Genomic DNA, 18,141 nt, shown 5'->3' with positions numbered 1-18,141 from the left:
GCGGCAGAAGGGTTGAGTCACTCCGCTGTCAGGATGGCCGTCTTTTGCCGGATCTGTCGAAAGCCGCCCCGCCCGGGCGGCTTTTAACCCATAAAAGGGGCGTCAATGACCGGGGCTTGCTTGGCAGAAACGCAAACAGAAATCAGGGCGGCATTTTCCGATGCCCACAGTGCAGAACGCTGGCTGACCAGCCAGCCGCTGGCGAATACATCCGCCATGCTGGCCGAATTGCTTCCGCAACTTCGGTTCTTCAATCAAATTCCAGTTTCTCCGCGCGAGCGCCTCAAAACGCTGGAGGTGTTGCGCAAGATCGTGTTCACCGTCTGCCTCGATGCGCAGCGGCGCTTCGAGTTCAAGGCGTTGCCGCTGTTGCCGGCCGAGCAATCGGCGTTCGATTCGGCGTACGGCATCTGGCAGGCGTGTCGCGTCGGCTATCTGACATGCTTGCAGGCCTGTCTGAAGCAGGATGATGCGCTCGCCAAATACCGTGCCAAGGTGACGCAGCGGGTGTTGGCCTGTTTGCGCATGGAGCAACTGGCTGCCTATGTGGCGGGAACGCTGCCGGCACCCGGCTTTTGGCGGGATTTGCACGCTGTTTTTGCCGCCGCCGAACGGCTCGGCATCGCGCGCGAACCGGTCGACGACCGCCTTTGGGGCGAAGGCCGCGCGGCGACGGCTTGCGGTCACTACAGCATGGCGCTCATGCTGCATCAGGCCGGTCCGGACTCGTTCAGCCGCGTTCAGTTCTCCGCGGTGATACGCTGGCTTTCCCGCTGGCGGGAACGGGCCGAGGTGCTGCTGGCTCCGTCCGAAGGCGCTGTTTGCCTGCCGCTCGATCTTGCGCAGGACAGTCCGTTTTCGAATGATCGATCAGCTGCGGAGCGTTGGCTGGGGCTTGATGGCGTGCGGCGGAAAATCCGTCAGCGTCTCGATGCGCTGGCCAAGGGCGAGTCGCCGGAAGCGTTGAAGCTGGGCAGCGCGCTGCCTGCCGACGCCTGCGTATCTCTGCTGAGCCGCTTGCTGGTCAATCTGGCGTCTCCGTCTGCCGCGCTGACGGCCGATGTGGCGGCGTTCGTGCCGATGGATGTCGTGCCGGGCGTCGAGGCCATCTTCCGGTTGTTGGGGGGTAAAGGGCTCCGGAAGGCGGTTGATGATCCATTGCAGCAATATGGTGGCTATCTGCAGCGCCAGCAGCTCGCCGTTTTTGGTCATGTGCCGGGGGACGAAAGCCGCTTTGACGAGCGGGTGGTCGAAAGCTGGCGCGTCGCCGCAAAAAACGGCGGCCAGTTCAGCCTGATGAGGCTGGCGGAGGCTGCGGCGCCGTCCCGTTTCCGGCTCGGCAGTCTGCTCGCCTTGCGCGTCGGCCCGCCGGGGGGCTGGCTCTTGGCGCGGATCGATCGTTTGCGGATGCGGCAGGAAGGCGGGCTGTGCGTCTCGGCGAGCGCGCTTGCCGGCGAGCCGTCGCCGCTGATCGTCGAGATTCGAGAGCGTCCGGTTGGCCGCTTGTCGCGCCATCCGGCCTTGCTGCTGCCGAATCAGCCGGGTGGCTCCAGTGCAACGGTGATCTTGCCGGAAGGCGTGTCTGCGCGGGCGCTGCCGCAATCGATCCGGATCGTCGATGCGCTCAACGAGTCGACGCTCGCCTTGCAGCTCGGCGCATTGCTCGAACGGAGTGGCGACAACGAGCGCTGGTCGCTCGTGCGCGAAGTATCGCCAGCTTCTCGCGACTGAACTGGCGCGAGTCGCGTTGGTGCGGCGTATAGCTGATCCATAACCCAGGAGGTCGTTTATGTTGCTGGTTTTGACCAATCTGCCCGATCAGATGGCCGCGGAAACGCTCGCCGCGTTGTTGATCGAAATGCGGCTCGCCGCCTGCGTCAACATTCTGGCGCCTTGCCGTTCGATGTATCGCTGGCAGGGCAAGGTCGAGCGCGCAGTCGAGGTGCCTTTGCTTATCAAGACGACGGCCGAGCGCTATCCTGAACTGGAGGCGGCAGTGCGGGCGCATCATCCCTACGAGTTGCCCGAAATCGTCGCGTTGCCGGTCGCCGGGGGACTCCCCGCTTATCTCGATTGGGTGAGCGCGGAAACGCAGGCGGGCGAGTTGTTGTCCGACGAACAATCCATCGCCTGAGTTCCGCCATGATCGTTCGCCTGTTCCGGTGTTTTCTGTTGCTGATCCTGTGCGTTGGCGCCAAGGCTGCCGATCCCCTGCCGCCGGCGCTGGCGTTCAAACCCTCTGCGCGGGCGGTCGATGGACGGACGGTCGAAGTCCATTTCGAAATTGCCGACGGCTATTACCTGTACCGTGACAAGTTCCGTTTTGCCGCCGTGCCGCCGGTGGTCGAATTCGGCGCACCGGTGATCCCGGCCGGCAAGGAAAAGCTGGATGAGACGTTCGGCCGGGTCGAAGTGCATCACGACAGCGTGACCATCCGTTTGCCGGTCGAGCGTGCGAGTTCGGGCACCTTGCCGCTGTTGCTGAATGTCACCTCGCAAGGGTGCGCCGAGGTGGGCGTGTGTTATCCGCCGCAGACGCAGGCGTTCGGCATCGAATTGCCGGACCCGGTGGCGGCGGCTGTTTCTCGGCCTGTTTCTCCGCCTGTTACGTCGGCCGGAAACGACGAATCGGGGCGCATTGCCCGCCTGCTCGGGGAAGCGGAAATCTGGCTGGTGGCGGCGAGTTTTTTCGGCTTCGGACTCTTGCTGGCGCTGACGCCCTGCGTTTTCCCGATGTTCCCGATCCTGTCCGGCATCATTGCCGGCGCCCGTCGCCACGACGAGGCGCTGAGCCACGGGCGGGGTTTCGCGCTGGCCTCGGCCTACGTGCTCGGCATGGCTGTGACCTACACCTTGGCCGGTGTCGCCGCCGGCTTTTCGGGCCAGTTGCTATCGTCCGCCTTGCAGAACGCCTGGGTGCTGGGGGGCATGGCGCTGGTTTTCGTCGCTCTGGCGCTGTCGATGTTCGGTTTCTATGAGCTGCAGTTGCCGGCCTTCGTGCAAAGCCGGGTTTCGGGCGAAGCCGCGCATTTCAAGGGAGGTTCGCTGCCCGGTGTGGCGGCCATGGGGGCGCTGTCGGCGTTGATCGTTGGCCCTTGTGTCGCCGCGCCGCTGGCCGGGGCGCTGCTTTACATCGGGCAAACCGGTGACGCGTTGCTCGGTGGCCTGGCCTTGTTCTGCCTGGCATTGGGAATGGGTTCCCCGTTGCTGCTGATCGGCCTCTCCGCCGGGACGCTGCTGCCGAAAGCTGGGGCCTGGATGGAAGCCGTGCGCAAAGCGTTCGGTGTCGTTTTGCTGGCGATGGCCGTGTGGGTCGTCTCGCCGCTATTGCCACTCGCCGTGCAGATGAGCGCCTGGGCGTTGCTGCTGATCCTGCCCGCTGTCTATCTGCATGCGCTCGACCCCCTGCCGCCGCACGCGGGCGGCTGGCACCGGTTCTGGAAAGGCATCGGGGTGGTCATGCTGTGCGCCGGGGTCGCCACGCTGGTCGGTGTGCTGTCGGGCGCCAAGGATCCGCTGCAGCCGCTCGCCGGTCTGCGCGCCAGCGCGCCGGATCGCGTGTCGCCGGCTCTTTCTTTCGAGCGTGTGCGCTCGGTGGCGGAACTCGATGCGCGCCTGCAGCAACCCGGCGCGCCGGTCATGCTCGATTTCTATGCCGACTGGTGCGTCTCCTGCAAGGAAATGGAGCGCTTTACCTTTGCTGACCCGCGTGTGCGCGCCAAGCTGGCCGGCTGGCGCCTGCTGCAAGCCGACGTGACCGCCAGCTCCGAGGCCGACAAGGCGCTGTTGGCGCGCTTTCGCCTCTACGGGCCGCCCGGACTGATCTTTTTCGATCGCGCTGGCCGCGAAATCGAGGGGGGCAGGGTCGTCGGCTATCAGGATGCCGACGAGTTTCTGAAAACGCTGGCAGCCGTCGCTCCTTAAGGAGCAAGGGCGGCCAGGTGCTTAACCGACCGTCGCCGCCGCGCCTTCGGTCAGGATGCCGAGTAGCGGGGTCGCCAGTTCGGCCGCCTCGTGGCCGAGGCTTGTCAGATAGCCGCCATCCGTTTGCGTGACCAAGCCCTTGGCGTGCAGGCGCTGCACGGCGGCGATGACGGCCGGATCGGCCGTCTTGTGGACCTTGATGCCCTGTTGTCCGCTGTCCAGGCTGAAGCGGGTCAGGGCGTTGAGTTCATGAACCAGCTCGGTGGTGTAAGGCATGATCGGTCGCTCCTCTGGCAGATGGCGGTGAATGCCGCGAGATCCATTCTACGCGCTTTGTCCGTTATGGCGAGGTGCGGTGTGCTGCGGATGATCGTTCGTTCAGGAACTGCATGAGAGCATCGAACAGCCGGGCTTGCGGCGTGCCCAGTCAGGGCGTCTGGCGGCAAAAACCTCTTTGCCCGGCTGGTTGTCGTAAGGGTGGCGTAGCGTTTCGAGCAACTCGTCAATCATCGTCATGTCGCCGGCCTCGGCGCGCTCGATCGCCTGCTGGGCCAGATAATTGCGCAGGACGTAGCGCGGGTTGGCGGCGTTCATGGCCGATAGGCGCCTGTCGTTGGGGCGCCCGTCGCTTTTGATCCGCTGGCGCCAGCGCTGGAGCCAGGTTGCGAGTTCGCCGGCGACGGCCCGAAACTTCGCGCCAGCGTAGAACGCGTCGCGCAGACTGTCGATGTCCGGTACCTCAAGATCGACCTGGCCCAAGGTGCGGAAAAACACAGTCATGTCGATTTCGCCCCGGTACATCAGCTGGAAGGCGGTTTCCACAAGGTCGTCGTCTCCATCCCGCCAGCCGGTGAAACCAAATTTGGCGGCAAAGGCGGTGCGGAATTCGCGATCATAGGTCGTGTCGTAGCGCTCGATTCCTTCGGCAAGCGCGCCGGGATCGGGGGCAATGAGCGAAAGGGCGTCAGCCAGTCGTTCGAGGTTCCAGCGTGCGATGTCCGGTTGGCGGCCGAAGCAGTAACGGCGCCCGGCGGCATCGGTCGTGTTCGGCGTCCACAGCGGGTCGAAATCGTCGATCCAGCCGTAGGGTCCGTAATCGATGGTCAGGCCGAGAATCGACATGTTGTCGGTGTTCATCACGCCGTGCACGAAGCCGACGCGCATCCAGTGCACGATCAGGCGCGCCGTGCGCTCGCAGACCTCGATGAACCAGCGGGCCACCCGTTCGTCGGGATGCGTGTGGGCGAAATCGGGAAAGTCCCGGTCGAGCGTGAAGTCGAGCAACTTCTGCAACAGCGCGGTGTCGCCGCGTGCGGCGGGCAGTTCGAAATGGCCGAAGCGCGTGAAGGAGGGCGCGACACGGCAAACGATGGCCCCGGTTTCGGCGGCCGGATGGCCGTCATAGAACATGTCGCGGATGACGGTTTTTCCCGTCGCGACGAGCGACAGCGCGCGGGTGGTCGGCACGCCGAGGTGGTGCATCGCTTCACTGCAGAGGAATTCGCGGACCGACGAACGCAGCACGGCGTACCCGTCGGCGTGGCGCGAATAAGGCGTCGGACCGGCTCCCTTGAGTTGCAGTTCGAAGCGTTTGCCTTGCGCGTTGACTGCTTCGCCGAGGAATATGGCGCGGCCGTCGCCGAGTTGGCCGGCCCAGGTGCCGAACTGATGGCCGCCGTAGCATGTCACGTAGGTGGCCATGCCGGCCAGCAGGCTATTGCCCGAGAGTGCGCCAAGCCAGTCCCGGGAGCGAATCGTCGCCTCGTCGAGGTCGAGAAGTTCGGCGACTTCGCGCGAATGGGCGAGCAGACGCGGGTTGGGGGCAGCTTCCGGCGTGACAGTCGACCACAGTGCCTCGTGCACTTGGCGGGGGTGGTTTTGCGTGCAGGTGTCGCCCGGTAGCTCACGCAGCCAGCGGTTGTCAAAATGCGGCATGGATGTTGTGCCAGAAGGCTGTGACAAAACAACCGGTTGGGCACCGGCTGGCCGGGGCAGGTTCCCGTTCCGCTTTGCAGGCCGGGGCCTGCTCGGCAACGGCGTCCCCAAATGAAAACAGCGTGGAAGCCGGGTTTTCCGGACTTTCCACGCTGTCAAATAATGTCCCCGCAAGTGCCGTTAGGCCGGCATCCTGAACCGGAGTTCAGAGGAGGCTACTTTCCTTCCGCATCAGGCTGGCCCGTCAGAGGGGCTGGCACAACAGCGGCTTCGCTGGTCAGTAACCGATGCCAATTTAGCATTGGTTCAAGGAATATATGGCCTTCACAAACACCGCAGGGAACAACCTTTTGAGGCTTAGAGCAACTCTTCTTGGTGCTTGAGCACCGCGTCAAGTTGTGCCTCCATGGACTTGATTCTATCCGTTGCCGCCTCGATGTCCACCCCTGTTTCTGACCCGGCGGTCAGATAGGGCTCCGGCATGTCGTACGAACACTGTTGTGCCGAGAGTAGTTCGTGCGCGATATTCAGTGCGGCCATCACCGCAATGCGCTCGGATATGTTGCTGTGCGTCTTTTCGGCGATGTCGTGCATCTTGGCGTCGACGTAGGCGACGGCCGCCTGCAAGGCATCGCGTTCCTCGGGCGGGCAGGCGACGCGGTATTCCTTGCCGAGCAGGGTGATGTCGAGGTGGTTCGATTCGTTGGGCATGCGAGGACTCAGGCGGGGTTTGATGAATCCGGCAACTGCTCGGCGATCTGCTCAAGCCGGATACGTGCGGCATCCATGCGGCTGGCGAGTGCCGCCTTTTCGGCTTCCGCGTTGGTGAGCTTCTGCTGCAGTTGCTGGTTTTCCGCACGCAACGCGTGGCATAACGCCACGACTTGGGCGACTTTGTATTCGAGCGTGTCGAGTTCGTTTTCCATGGCGCGGACTATAGTTTCATAAAGCGAGGAGCGTCAAGGGGCGGTGTCTGCGGGGCATGCCATTTGTTGCGCTAATTCAGTGCCTTAGTCGTGAAAGATGCCCTTCGACGGATGGCTTTTGTTATACTCCGTGACTTTCGTTCGTTGTCTGATGCCCATCGTTACACGATGGCGTGCCCGGCATCGTGACGAAAACCGTGCAAGGTGCCGCCCGCGTTTTCCATGTGGCGGTTAAACGGGAAACAGGTGCGTGTCGTCCGGTCCTGGTTTGAGGACCGAAGCAAACGGCGCAATGCCTGTGCTGCCCCCGCAACGGTAAGCGAGTGTGGATGTTTCGGCAGGCCACTGGGCGAAAAATGCCTGGGAAGGCGAAGCATCAAGACTCGTAAGCCCGGATACCGGCCATGCACGCCATCGAAGGATGTGCCGCGGGGAAGCGGACTCCGGATGCATGTGCTTGTTTCGCACTTCGCGTGCGCGGCGTTCGCTCATTCGCTTCCTGGTTTTCCCTGATGCGCATCCGTTTATTTGTCTGCCGGCATGCGGGGACGCTTGCCGGCGCATTGGGAGAAGTCCGAATGTATCCACGTTGTTCTCTGGCGGCGGGCGCGATTGCGCTGATGGCTGCTTTCCCCGTCATGGCGGCCGAATCGGAAGCCGAAACCATCGTCGTCACGGCCACCCGGCAGGCGCAGCGCGCCAATGAGTTGCTGGCCGACGTCTCGGTGATTTCCCGCGAGGAGATCGAAGCCGCTGGCCAGTCCAGTTTGCCGGAATTGCTGGCTCGCCAGCCCGGGATCGAGTTTACGCAAAGCGGCAGTGCCGGCAGCACGTCGAGCCTGTTCATTCGCGGCACCAACAGCGAGCATACCTTGGTGCTGATCGACGGCATGCGCGTCAATTCGGCCACGCTCGGCACGACAGCGCTGTCGAGAATCCCGCTCGCGCAGGTTGACCGCATCGAAATCCTGCGCGGCCCGGCCTCATCTCTCTACGGTTCGGAGGCGATCGGCGGCGTCATCCAGATATTTACCCGGCAGGGCAGCGGCCCGGCCGCCTTCAATCTTGAAGCCGCCTACGGCAGCGACGCAACGCAGAAACTGTCGGCCGGCGTCAGCGGCCAGAATGAGGGTTGGAAATACAGCCTGCAGGCGGCTTACGACGATACCAACGGCTTTTCCAACATCAGGAACAAGAACAACAATTCATACAATCCGGACGATGATGGTTTCCGTGACAAGAGCTTTAGCGGCAACCTTGCCTATCGTTTCAACAACGATCACGAGATCGGCCTGAATACTTTCTCGAGCGACGGCAGCAACGATTACGACGGCGGCTACAAGGCGTCGGCGACCAAGGATTACCGCAACGACATCCGGGTCAGCAGTTACAGCCTCTATTCGCGCAACCGGATTCTGCCGGACTGGCAGAGCACGGTCCGTCTCGGGCGCGGCACCGATGATGCGTTTTATTATGTGGATGGCGTAAAGGCGAGTTCGGTGCGCACCGATCAGGATCAGTTCTCCTGGCAGAACGACATTGCGTTGCCGCTCGGCAAAGCCTTGCTGGCCGCCGAATGGCTGCGGCAGGATGTGGAGGCGACGCAGCAGTACGACAAGACCGAGCGCACGATCAAGTCGCTGTTGGCCGGTTGGGGTGCGTCGGCGGGGAACCATCGCTGGCAGTTCAATGCGCGGCACGACGACATCTCGCAAACCGGCTCGAAGACGACCGGCTCGGCCGCCTACGGTTACCAGATCAGCGACGCTTTCCGTGCCCACGCTTCGTACGGCACAGCCTACAAGGCGCCGTCGATGAACGATCTCTACTATCCGTATATGCCTTACATGGGGCAGGGTAACCCGGACCTCAAGCCCGAGTACGCCCACAACCGCGAATTCGCGTTGCACTATGAGGCCGGGCCACATGCCGCGTCGGTGACCTACTTCCACAACCGCATCGACGACCTCATCCAGTGGGAAGAGACCCCCGCCGGATCGTGGTTCTATGTGCCGCAGAACGTTTCTTCAGCGCGCATTACCGGCTGGTCGCTGGCGTACAAGGGCAGTTTCGGCCCGCTCTCGTTGCGTGCCGCGATCGATCTGCAGGATCCGCGCAACACGGAAACGGATAACCTGCTGACCCGGCGTGCGCGCAAGCACGCCAACGTCGGCGCCGATTACATGACCGGTGCGTGGACGTTCGGCGGCGAAGTCGTGAGCAGTGGCGAGCGCTATAACGATGTGGCCAATACCGTGCGCCTTGGCGGCTATACGCTGCTCAACCTGACGGCCAACTACCGCATCGACCGGAACGTCTCGCTGTTTGCCCGCATCAACAACGTGTTCGACAAGCAGTACGAGCTGGTGGATGACTACGGGACGGCCGGCGTCAATGGGATGGTCGGTATCCGTTATCAGCCGAAGTAAACCACCATGCCCACCCGCCGCCGCGCCCTGCTTATCCTCGCCGCCCTGACCGGGGTGGCGCTGCTGAGCATTCTGCTGGCGCTGGTGGCGGGCAGCATCCGGATTCCGCCGGCCGAGGTGCTGGCGGCGTTGTTCGGCGGCGCGGACGGCGTTTCGGGCGAAGTCGTGCGCAGCCTGCGTTTGCCGCGTGCGCTGGCCGGTTTTGCCTGCGGCGGGCTGTTGGCTCTGGCTGGCGCCTTGTTGCAGGTGTTGTTGCGCAATCCACTCGCCGATCCGTATGTACTCGGCATTTCGGGCGGGGCGGGGGTTGGGGCGATTCTCGCCATTCTTTTTGGCGTCGGCGTCGCCGGTATCAGCGGTGCCTCGTTTGTCGGCGCGCTGGCGGCGATGCTCGTCGTTTTCGGGCTGGCGCACGGCGACGGCAGCTGGACGCAAACGCGATTGTTGCTGACCGGCGTCATCGTCGCCGCCGGCTGCGGCGCGATGGTCGCGCTGATTCTGTCGATTGCCCCCGATCATAAATTGCACGGCATGCTGTTCTGGTTGATGGGCGACCTCTCGCAGGCGAGCAGCCCGGGGTTGGTGCTCGGCGTGCTGGCGGCGATTCTGCTCGTCGCCATGCCGTTCGCCCGCGAACTCAATTTGCTGGCGCGCGGGTCGGACATGGCGCAGACGCTCGGCGTGCAGGTTAGTCGCTTGCGCAAGGGCGTTTATCTGGTGGCCTCGCTGGCGACTGCCGCGGCGGTGACGCAGGCCGGCTCGATCGGTTTCATCGGCCTGATCGTGCCGCATCTGGTGCGGCTGGCGGCCGGCAACGACCAGCGCTTGCTGCTGCCGGCGTCGGCGCTGGCCGGCGGCAGCCTGCTGGTGATCGCCGATACGCTGGCGCGCTCGGTGATCGCACCGCAGCAGTTGCCGGTCGGCGTGCTGACGGCGCTGATCGGCGTGCCGGTTTTCCTTTTTCTGCTGGCCCGCGATGCGCGGCGGGGGCGCTGAGATGCGGACTGAGGCGCCCTTGCTCGAAGCGCGGAAACTGACGGTCGCCATCGGCCAGCGCAGCTTCTGCCGCGATCTCGACCTGAGTTTGCAAGCCGGCGAGCGGCTGGCGATTCTCGGCTGCAACGGCGCCGGCAAGTCGACGCTGCTCTCGGTGCTGGCCGGATTGCGGGCGCCGCAGGGTGGCGAGGTGCGAATTCAGGGCGCGACCTACGCCGAGCTCGGCGCCCGTAAAAGCGCCCTGATTCGTGGCTGGTTGCCGCAATCGCGCGGCGATGCCTTTGCCTCGACGGTACTGGAGACGGCGCTGGTCGGGCGCCATCCGCATCTGGAACGCTGGGGCTGGGAATCGGCCAAGGATGCGCAGATTGTCCGCGCCGCGCTGGCCGCCGTCGATCTCGCCGACTTCGAGCGGCGCGACATCCAGACGCTTTCCGGCGGCGAACGCCAGCGGCTGGCGATCGCCACGCTGCTGGCACAGGAACCGCAACTGTTCCTGCTCGACGAGCCGATTGCCTACCTCGACCTCAAGCACCAGATCGCCATGCTCGACCTCTTCGCCAAGGCGGCGCGCGAGAACCATGCCGCTGTCGTCATGGTGCTGCACGAACCGGCGCTGGCTTGGCGCTTTTGCGACCGTGTGCTGCTGGTGCATGGCGATGGCTTGACCGAAAGCGGCCCGGCCAAGACCATGCTGACCGCCGAGCGGCTGTCGGCGCTCTACCAATATCCGATGCTGGCCTACGAATGCGACGGCCAGATCAGTTTTATTCCACGGTGAATGCCATGAGCGAATCAAGCAAGGAAGAACGCCACGCCGAGCGCATGGCGCGCAAGAAGGCGGTGGTCGACGGCGCCATCGCCGCCGCGCAGGAAGAGCGCGGCGTGCTGGTCGTCAATACCGGCAACGGCAAGGGCAAGTCCTCGGCGGCGTTCGGCGTCGTCGCCCGCGCGCTCGGGCACGGCATGAAAGTCGCCGTCATCCAGTTCGTCAAGGGGCGTTCCGATACCGGCGAGGAGGCGTTTTTTCAGCAGGCCGCCAAGGCCATGCCGGAGGCGCTGCACTGGCACGTCACCGGCGAGGGCTTTACCTGGGAAATCCAGAATCTCGACCGCGATGTGGCGACGGCGCAGGCGGCGTGGGCGCTGGCTTGCCGCTACCTGAACGATCCGGCGATCGGCCTTGTCGTGCTCGACGAGATGACCTACGCCTTCAAGTACGGCTGGCTGCAATTGCCGGCCGTGCTGGAAGTGCTCGCGGCGCGGCCGAAGATGCAGCATGTGATCATCACCGGGCGGGCGGCGCCGGAAGCGCTGGTCGCCGCCGCCGATACGGTGACCGACATGACGCTGGTCAAGCATGCCTTCAAGGCCGGCGTCAAAGCCATGCCCGGACTGGAGTGGTGAGCATGGCGCCAAACATTTCCTGCCCCGCTTTTCTCGTTGCCGCGCCGGCTTCCGGCCAAGGCAAAACCACCGTCGTCGCCGCGCTGGCCCGCCTGCACACCCGGCTCGGCCGCAAGGTGCGCGTTTTCAAGTGCGGTCCCGACTTCCTTGATCCGCAGATTCACGCCATCGCCAGCGGCGCGCCGTGCCAGAACGTCGATCTGTGGATGTGTAGCGCGGCCGACATTGCCTGGCGATTGGCCGAAGCGGCACGCGACGCCGACCTGATTCTCGTCGAAGGCGTCATGGGGCTTTACGACGGCAGCCCGTCGGCCGCCGAACTGGCGCGCCAGCTCGGTCTGCCGATTCTGGCCGTGATCGACGGCGCCTCGATGGCCAACAGCTTCGGCGCCATCGCCTACGGCCTGAAAAACTACCAGCCCGGCACGCCGCTCAAGGCCGCCTTCGCCAACCGCGTTGGCAGCGCCTATCACGCTGAACTGCTGGAAAAGAGCCTGCCGGCGGACATCGCCTGGTACGGTCACCTGCCGCGCGATGCCGAGGCGGCGATGCCCGAGCGTCACCTCGGCCTGCTGCCGGCCGCCGAAATCGACGGGCTGATGCAGCGCATCGACCGCATGGCCGATTTGCTGGCGACGACGGCGGCCGCGCAACTGCCGCCGCCCGTTGAATTTGCCGACGTGCCGCCGCCGGCTATCCCGCCGCTCTTGCGGGGCAAGACAATCGCTGTCGCGCAGGACGCGGCGTTCTGTTTCCTCTACTCGGCCAACGTTGATTGCCTGCAACGGCTTGGCGCGACGCTCACCTATTTCTCGCCGCTCGTCGATGCGGCGCTGCCCGCCTGCGACGCCGTCTGGCTGCCGGGCGGTTACCCGGAATTACACGGTCCCAGGCTGATGGCGAATCAGTCCTTATGGGCCGAGCTGGCGGCGCATTTCGACGCCGGCAAGCCGCTGCTCGCCGAGTGCGGCGGCATGATGGCGCTGTTCGCATCGATGCGCGATGTCGACGGCAACGAATTTCCGCTCGCCGGCCTGTTGCCGGGCCAGGTCGTCATGCAGAAACGGCTGGCCGGACTTGGCATGCAGGAAGCCGCGTTGCCCGAAGGCGTGCTGCGCGGGCATGCCTTCCACTACTCACGAACGGAAACCCCGCGTGAACCGTGCTGCATCACGACGCGCGCCGACGGCCGTCCAGGCGAAGCGGTCTATCGTCGGAAGCGCCTGACGGCCAGTTACATGCACCTCTATTTCCCGTCGAATCCTGACGTTGTTGCCGCGCTGTTCCGGTGACGGTTGCCGCAAAAAGCGAGCGCGCCGGAAAGAACGCGGCGCGCTTCGCTCCTGCTAAGAGCCGTTCAACGAACAGTCTGGCCGCGCAATTCGTCGAGTCCCTGACGGAACTGCTTAGCCCAGGAGTGGACGATCGGCCGCAAGTCATTCCAGGTAACGCGGTCATTCTGTGACAAGGTCTGGTCAGGCTTGCGGGTGGCCACGGCGGCAGCAACCTGTCTTCCTTGGCCGTCAAGCACGAGGGACGGCCAGATGACCGCTTATTTGATCCGGGTGATCTTCTGCCCTTGCAGCGCCATGCCCGCCATCAATCCTTCCTGGTTGAAGACGAACGCATAGATGCCCTTCTTGGCCGTCGCGGTATTGAATTCCTTGCCTGCGCCGGCGTCGATGACGACTACCGTGGGGGCCGCGCCGATATCCCAACCCTTGCTGTTCTGGAAGTTCTTGAGATCCTTTTCGGTCAGGAAGAATACCGCGTAGCCGAACGACTGCATGCCGGCCTGCAGCCCGACCGAAGCGCTGCCGGAACTGTAGTACGAATGGGCCTTCTCCTTCTTGAACAGCACGCCCTCGCCGCCGGATCCACCGACAACGAATCCGGCGCGGACGATCTTCGGGAAGACCAGAATGCCGGCGGCCTGTGCGCCGAGCGTTTTGGCGCCCGGATGCGTTTTGTACAGCGATTGCAGAGCGGCTTTCGCATCCTGGGTGAGCAGATTTTTGTCAGCGGCGCCGGCGGGCGACATGCCAGTCAAAGCGATTGCCGCTGTCAGCGTTACGATGAGAAATCGCACGATTCGGTTGAATGTTTTTGTCATGTTGTACTCCTGGTGGAATGCGTTGCATGGACATGGACGGCGCGGCGAACACGCCGACGGCGTACTGTCTATTCCATTGGCGAGACACCCCCGCTTGTACACCATAGTCGACCCACAGAGACATAGAGGCACAGAGAAAGGATTTTATCGATCTTCTCTGTGCCTCTGTGCCTCTGTGTCTCTGTGGTGAGGGGTTTGGGTTGAAAGCGGTTCAGCCGCGATCCTTTCCTCCTTTGTCATTCGATTCCGCGAAGGCCTTGCGCAGCTCGGAAAGCTCGGTCAGTTGGGCGGCGACTTGGGCGTTGATGGTGTCGGCCGGGACGCCGGTCAACCGTTCGATCGCTTCATCGACATTGTTGTACGGGAAGACAGCGAAGCGGCCGGCGGTGCAGGCGTCGATGATGTCCTGGCGCAACATCAGGTGCTTGACGTTGGCGGCCGGAATCAGCACGCCCTGGTCGCCGGCCAGGCCGCGCGCTTGGCAGATGTCGAAGAAACCTTCGATCTTTTCATTGACGCCGCCGATGGCCTGCGCGTCGCCGAACTGATTGACCGAGCCGGTGATGGCCAGCGACTGGCGGATCGGCGTTTTGGCGAGCACCGAGAGCAGGGCGCACAGTTCGGCCATCGACGCGCTGTCGCCCTCGATCGGCCCGTACGACTGCTCGAAAACGAGGCTGGCGTCGAGCGACAGCGGCACGGTGCGGGCGTAGCGCGCGCCGAGGAAGGAGGAGAGGATCAAGACACCCTTCGAATGGATCGGACCGCCGAGTTCCGTTTCGCGCTCGATGTCGATCACATCGCCGCTGCCGACGCGCGCCGTCGCCGTGATGCGCACCGGATGCGCGAAGCGGAAGTCGTCGAGCGCCACGACGGCGAGGCCATTGATCTGGCCGATGCGCTCGCCGCTCACCGAGATGAGCAGCGTGTCGCGCAGGATTTCTTCCTGATACTTGCTGCGGATGCGGTCGGCGCGGCGGAGGCTGGCGGCGAGTGCCGTTTCGATGTCCTCCCGGCGTACGGTCGGGCGCCCGGCACTACCGGCCCAGTGGTCGGCTTCCTGCAGCAGATCGGAGACTTTCCAGCGGCTCGTGCATAGCCGCTCGGCGTCGCCGCACAGCCGTGCCGTATGCTCGATGACGCGGGCCACGGCGTCGCGCTCGAAGGGGCGCAACCCGGCTTGGCGGGCCAGCGTGGCGATGTATTCGGCGTAGAGGCGGGTGTTGGTCGCGTCGCGTACCAGCTCGCTTTCGAAGTCGGCGCCGATCTTGAACAGTTCGGCAAATTCCGGGTCGAGCGCCTTGAGCAGGTAGTAGATGCGCCGCTCGCCGATCAGCAGCACCTTCAGGTTGATCGGCATCGGCTGCGGTTCGAGCGAGATCGTGCTGATCAGCCCGTACGCCTGCCCGAGCGATTCGATGTGCACCTGTCCCGAACGCAACGACCGTTTCAGACCCTCCCAGGCGTAAGGCTGGAGCAGCACCTTCAGCGCGTCGAGCACGAGGTAGCCGCCGTTGGCGCGTTGCAGCGCGCCGGGCTTGATCAGCGTGAAGTTGGTCAACAGCGTGCCCATCTGCGAGATGTGGTCGACGCGGCCGACGAGGTTCGGGTAGATCGGGTTGTCCTCGAAGATGATCGGTGCCGTTTTGGCCTCCGAATTGTCGACGAGCAGATTGACCTGATAGCGCAGTGTCGACAGGCCACCGCTGACGACCATGTTCGACGCGTCGCCCTCGCCGCGCGGCTGTTCGCGCAGTTGTTCGCCTTCCTCGACGATGTCGTGCATCACCTCGTCGAGAAAGTGGAGGACGTCCGGCAGGTCCTGGTACTCGTCCTTCAGTTCCTCGATCAGGTGACCGACGGCGAGGCTCAGCGTCTCCCGGCTCGCCTCCTTGATCTGCGCCTGTACCTCGCGCCGCCAGCGCGGAAATTGCACCATCAGTTGCTTCAGGCGCTCGCTGAAGGTTTTGATCAGATCGCCGATGCGTGCGCGCTCGGCATCGGGCAGCTTGTCGAATTCGGGCGGCTCCATCGGCTCCTCGCCGGACAGGGGCGCGAAGATGAAACCATGTGGCGTGCGCACGAGGACGATGCCGTTGTCGGTGGCGTCACGGGCCAGTTCCTGCAAGGCCTTTTCCTCGCGCGCCTTGAACGTCTCGTTGATGGCTTCGAGGCGCGAACGGTATTCATCGCTCTCGAAAGCCGCTGAAATCGCTTTCGACAATTCGGCGACGAATTGCTGCATGTCGCGCTTGAGCTTGCCGCCACGCCCGGCCGGCACACTGAGCAGGCGCGGCTTGTTCGGCTCGGCGAAGTTGTTGATGTAACACCAGTCGCTGGGCAGCGGTTCCTGTGTGGCCTTGGCTTCGAGCAGCCGGCGCACGGCCGAATGGCGGCCGCTGCCGGCATCGCCGAGCACGAAGAGGTTGTAGCCGGGATGACGCATGTCGAGACCGAGCCGGATCGCGTCGACGGCACGCTCCTGGCCGACGATCTCGGTGGCGGCGGCAAGGTCGTCGGTCGTTTCGAACGGGAGGTGGGACGGATCGCAGTGCTGGTAGAGCATTTGCGCGTCGAGTGCGTTGACGGTGGGCATGGTCGGTCCTTTGTTGTTTTGGACGGTCAAGGCAGGCACAGCGTATTTTCAGCATAGACGATTTCCCCGGCGTCACGCCTTTTTGGAACGTTGGCCGAGAACGAAATCATGGTTTAGGCTGATCAATGAAGACATGCACAAAAAGGGGAGTTCAAGTGCGCCCTTCCGGATTGACGGGGTTTGTCGGTGAACGGCTGCGTCGAGGGGGGCGCGTGGTCGCAGTTTTCTGCTGCATGGCGCTCGGCGCAGGTGCTTCCGCGGCCGATGAACCGCTGTGGTTCGACGGTGGGCGGCCGCACCAGCAGGCATGGCTGGCGGTCAAAACCCTGCAATCGGCGGCGCAGGACGGGCTGAAAGCGGAGAACTATCACGCCGAATTGCTCGGTCGGACGCTGGCGGCGACGAACGAGGGAGTCGTGTTGCCGGCCGAGACGATCAGCCGCCTCGACGACGCATTGACTGAGGCGATGCAGCGCTATCTTTCCGATTTACATTCCGGCCAGATCGATCCGCGCCAGATCGAGGAAAACTTTGTCGTGCGTCCCATCGACGCCTTCAATCCGGCGGCCTATCTGCGCGCCGCCGTGGCCGAAGGGCGCTTGCCCGACGCGGCAGCGCGCGCCGCACCGGCGTTGCCGCTCTATGACAGGCTGCGCCGGGCGCTCGCGCATTACGGGGCGCTGGCCGTCGATCCGGCGACGGAGGCCGCTTGGCTGGCGCCGTTGCCGGCCATCGCCGGCGGCAAGCTCGAACCGCGGCAGCCGTATGCCGGCCTGGATTTGCTGACCCAGCGCCTGTCCGTCGTCGGCGATCTTGCCGATTGGAATGGCAAGACGCCGCCACGCTACGAGGGGGCGTTGGTGGATGCCGTCAAATCGTTTCAGCGGCGTCACGGCCTGACGCCGGATGGCGTGATTGGTCGCGCCACGCTGGAACAGCTGAACGTGCCGCTTTCCGTACGCGTGCGGCAGATCGAGCTGACCATGGAGCGGTTGCGGTGGACGCCGCTGCTCGATGCACCGCGCACGGTCGTGGTCAATGTGCCGGAGCTCCGGCTGCGGGCTTACGAGGTGCGTGATGGCGGGCTCGACATCAAGGTGGACATGAAAGTCATCGTCGGCAAGGCGCTCAACACGCGCACGCCGCTGTTCGACGAGGAAATGCGTTTCATCGAATTCAGTCCGTACTGGAACGTTCCGCCGTCGATCGCTCGCGGCGAAACCGTGCCCAGGCTGCGCCGCGAGCCGGGTTATTTTCATCAGCAGGGCTTTGAATTCGTCGCCAGCGACGGGCGGGTGAGCCGGCGGCTGTCGAGAGAATCGCTCGATGCCGTGCAGCGCGGCCAGATGCGCATCCGTCAGCGCCCGGGCCCGATGAATGCCTTGGGCGACATCAAGTTCGTCTTCCCGAACAAGGACAACATCTACCTGCACCACACGCCGACGCCGCGGCTGTTCGAGAAGGACCGGCGCGACTTCAGCCACGGCTGCATCCGCGTCGAGGAACCGGTCGCGCTGGCGATGTTCGTGCTCCAGAACGACCCGGCCTGGGATGAAGCGCGCATCCGCGAGGTGATGGCCAAAGGCGTGTCATCGACGTTGCGTCTGCGCGAACCGGTGCGGGTGGTGATCGCTTACCACACGGTGCTGGCTGATGAGCAGGGCGTGGTGCATTTCTTCCCCGACATTTACGGGCAGGACCGGCGGCTCGACGAGGCGCTCGAACAAATCAACCGGAAGGATAATCGGCAGGGACAAGCTACCCTTCTGCTCAAAAAACAGGCAATATGAACGCCCGTTTTTTGCCGGTTGCCGA

Annotated in this window: 15 protein-coding genes, 1 other RNA gene and 1 riboswitch; of the genes, 9 read left to right on the top strand and 7 right to left on the bottom strand. The window is 64.0% G+C overall.

Translation table 11 applies throughout. From position 1 onward, the window contains the following. Positions 1-105 precede the first annotated feature (105 nt). The 3 genes from GH659_RS09180 to dsbD are packed head-to-tail and all read left to right on the top strand — an operon-like array spanning position 106 to position 3,924. Complete coding sequence (locus tag GH659_RS09180) at positions 106-1,731, top strand: hypothetical protein (RefSeq protein WP_153111106.1); 1,626 nt, start codon at positions 106-108, stop codon at positions 1,729-1,731. 58 nt (positions 1,732-1,789) lie between these two features. After that, a complete protein-coding gene (cutA, locus tag GH659_RS09175) occupies positions 1,790-2,134 on the top strand; it encodes a divalent-cation tolerance protein CutA (protein WP_153111105.1) in 345 nt (114 codons plus the stop codon). A gap of 8 nt (positions 2,135-2,142) precedes the next feature. Next, positions 2,143-3,924, top strand: a complete 1,782-nt coding sequence (gene dsbD / locus GH659_RS09170; protein ID WP_153111104.1) for a protein-disulfide reductase DsbD — start codon at positions 2,143-2,145, stop codon at positions 3,922-3,924. Between the two features lie 21 nt (positions 3,925-3,945). Here the strand turns inward: dsbD and GH659_RS09165 are convergent, their stop codons facing one another. The 5 genes from GH659_RS09165 to GH659_RS09145 form a co-directional block, all read right to left on the bottom strand. Beyond that, a complete protein-coding gene (locus tag GH659_RS09165) occupies positions 3,946-4,200 on the bottom strand; it encodes a TIGR02647 family protein (RefSeq protein ID WP_153111103.1) in 255 nt (84 codons plus the stop codon). Between the two features lie 102 nt (positions 4,201-4,302). After that, positions 4,303-5,859: a protein adenylyltransferase SelO gene (locus GH659_RS09160; RefSeq protein WP_153111102.1), complete on the bottom strand. Its 1,557-nt coding sequence runs from the start codon at positions 5,857-5,859 to the stop codon at positions 4,303-4,305. Positions 5,860-6,020: 161 nt separating this feature from the next. After that, positions 6,021-6,204: non-coding RNA, 6S RNA (gene ssrS / locus GH659_RS09155), on the bottom strand. Between the two features lie 12 nt (positions 6,205-6,216). Beyond that, positions 6,217-6,570, bottom strand: a complete 354-nt coding sequence (locus tag GH659_RS09150; RefSeq protein ID WP_153111101.1) for a cell division protein ZapA — start codon at positions 6,568-6,570, stop codon at positions 6,217-6,219. Positions 6,571-6,578: 8 nt separating this feature from the next. Further along, positions 6,579-6,785, bottom strand: a complete 207-nt coding sequence (locus GH659_RS09145) for a hypothetical protein (RefSeq protein ID WP_153111100.1) — start codon at positions 6,783-6,785, stop codon at positions 6,579-6,581. A 185-nt stretch (positions 6,786-6,970) separates the two neighbouring features. Beyond that, positions 6,971-7,206, top strand: a riboswitch (cobalamin riboswitch). Between the two features lie 157 nt (positions 7,207-7,363). Between GH659_RS09145 and GH659_RS09140 the strand changes: the two genes are divergently transcribed. From GH659_RS09140 to GH659_RS09120, 5 genes are read left to right on the top strand one after another with little or no spacing between them, the layout of a single operon-like run. Continuing rightward, positions 7,364-9,214, top strand: coding sequence for a TonB-dependent receptor domain-containing protein (locus GH659_RS09140; RefSeq protein ID WP_170285855.1), 1,851 nt, complete (start codon positions 7,364-7,366; stop codon positions 9,212-9,214). A 6-nt stretch (positions 9,215-9,220) separates the two neighbouring features. Continuing rightward, positions 9,221-10,210: a FecCD family ABC transporter permease gene (locus GH659_RS09135; protein WP_153111098.1), complete on the top strand. Its 990-nt coding sequence runs from the start codon at positions 9,221-9,223 to the stop codon at positions 10,208-10,210. Between the two features lies 1 nt (position 10,211). Continuing rightward, positions 10,212-10,991 (top strand): ABC transporter ATP-binding protein, encoded by a 780-nt coding sequence (locus GH659_RS09130; protein WP_153111097.1) that lies wholly within the window; start codon positions 10,212-10,214, stop codon positions 10,989-10,991. A gap of 5 nt (positions 10,992-10,996) precedes the next feature. Beyond that, the gene (cobO, locus tag GH659_RS09125; protein ID WP_153111096.1) at positions 10,997-11,617 is read left to right on the top strand and encodes a cob(I)yrinic acid a,c-diamide adenosyltransferase; all 621 of its coding nucleotides are present in this window, start codon (positions 10,997-10,999) and stop codon (positions 11,615-11,617) included. Positions 11,618-11,619: 2 nt separating this feature from the next. Further along, entirely contained in the window at positions 11,620-12,909 is a 1,290-nt protein-coding gene (locus tag GH659_RS09120) for a cobyrinic acid a,c-diamide synthase CobB (protein WP_153111095.1), read from the top strand. Positions 12,910-13,169: 260 nt separating this feature from the next. On the opposite strand, the gene GH659_RS09110 is transcribed toward GH659_RS09120, so the two are convergent. Together GH659_RS09110 and GH659_RS09105 are read right to left on the bottom strand one after the other, a co-directional pair. Beyond that, positions 13,170-13,730 carry a lipid-binding SYLF domain-containing protein gene (locus GH659_RS09110; RefSeq protein ID WP_153111094.1) on the bottom strand — a complete coding sequence of 187 codons (561 nt, stop codon included), beginning with the start codon at positions 13,728-13,730 and terminating at the stop codon, positions 13,170-13,172. Between the two features lie 211 nt (positions 13,731-13,941). Beyond that, positions 13,942-16,326 (bottom strand): Lon protease family protein, encoded by a 2,385-nt coding sequence (locus GH659_RS09105; protein ID WP_153111093.1) that lies wholly within the window; start codon positions 16,324-16,326, stop codon positions 13,942-13,944. Positions 16,327-16,538: 212 nt separating this feature from the next. Here GH659_RS09105 and GH659_RS09100 point away from each other — a divergent pair, with 212 nt between their 5' ends. Continuing rightward, on the top strand, positions 16,539-18,116 hold the full coding sequence (locus tag GH659_RS09100; RefSeq protein ID WP_246167789.1) for a L,D-transpeptidase family protein: 1,578 nt from the start codon (positions 16,539-16,541) through the stop codon (positions 18,114-18,116). Positions 18,117-18,141: the final 25 nt, after the last annotated feature.

It is taken from the genome of Propionivibrio limicola (assembly GCF_009469695.1).
GTDB classification, from domain to species: domain Bacteria; phylum Pseudomonadota; class Gammaproteobacteria; order Burkholderiales; family Rhodocyclaceae; genus Propionivibrio; species Propionivibrio limicola.
This window is presented reverse-complemented; position numbering and strand designations above follow the sequence as displayed.

Coding starts and splice junctions, on each gene's coding strand:
- GH659_RS09160 (WP_153111102.1), bottom strand. CDS start 5,859: ATGCCGCATTTTGACAACCGCTGGCTGCGTGAGCTACCGGGCGACACC.
- dsbD (WP_153111104.1), top strand. CDS start 2,143: ATGATCGTTCGCCTGTTCCGGTGTTTTCTGTTGCTGATCCTGTGCGTT.
- GH659_RS09120 (WP_153111095.1), top strand. CDS start 11,620: ATGGCGCCAAACATTTCCTGCCCCGCTTTTCTCGTTGCCGCGCCGGCT.
- GH659_RS09165 (WP_153111103.1), bottom strand. CDS start 4,200: ATGCCTTACACCACCGAGCTGGTTCATGAACTCAACGCCCTGACCCGC.
- GH659_RS09145 (WP_153111100.1), bottom strand. CDS start 6,785: ATGGAAAACGAACTCGACACGCTCGAATACAAAGTCGCCCAAGTCGTG.
- GH659_RS09130 (WP_153111097.1), top strand. CDS start 10,212: ATGCGGACTGAGGCGCCCTTGCTCGAAGCGCGGAAACTGACGGTCGCC.
- GH659_RS09110 (WP_153111094.1), bottom strand. CDS start 13,730: ATGACAAAAACATTCAACCGAATCGTGCGATTTCTCATCGTAACGCTG.
- GH659_RS09140 (WP_170285855.1), top strand. CDS start 7,364: ATGTATCCACGTTGTTCTCTGGCGGCGGGCGCGATTGCGCTGATGGCT.
- cobO (WP_153111096.1), top strand. CDS start 10,997: ATGAGCGAATCAAGCAAGGAAGAACGCCACGCCGAGCGCATGGCGCGC.
- GH659_RS09135 (WP_153111098.1), top strand. CDS start 9,221: ATGCCCACCCGCCGCCGCGCCCTGCTTATCCTCGCCGCCCTGACCGGG.
- cutA (WP_153111105.1), top strand. CDS start 1,790: ATGTTGCTGGTTTTGACCAATCTGCCCGATCAGATGGCCGCGGAAACG.
- GH659_RS09150 (WP_153111101.1), bottom strand. CDS start 6,570: ATGCCCAACGAATCGAACCACCTCGACATCACCCTGCTCGGCAAGGAA.
- GH659_RS09105 (WP_153111093.1), bottom strand. CDS start 16,326: ATGCCCACCGTCAACGCACTCGACGCGCAAATGCTCTACCAGCACTGC.
- GH659_RS09180 (WP_153111106.1), top strand. CDS start 106: ATGACCGGGGCTTGCTTGGCAGAAACGCAAACAGAAATCAGGGCGGCA.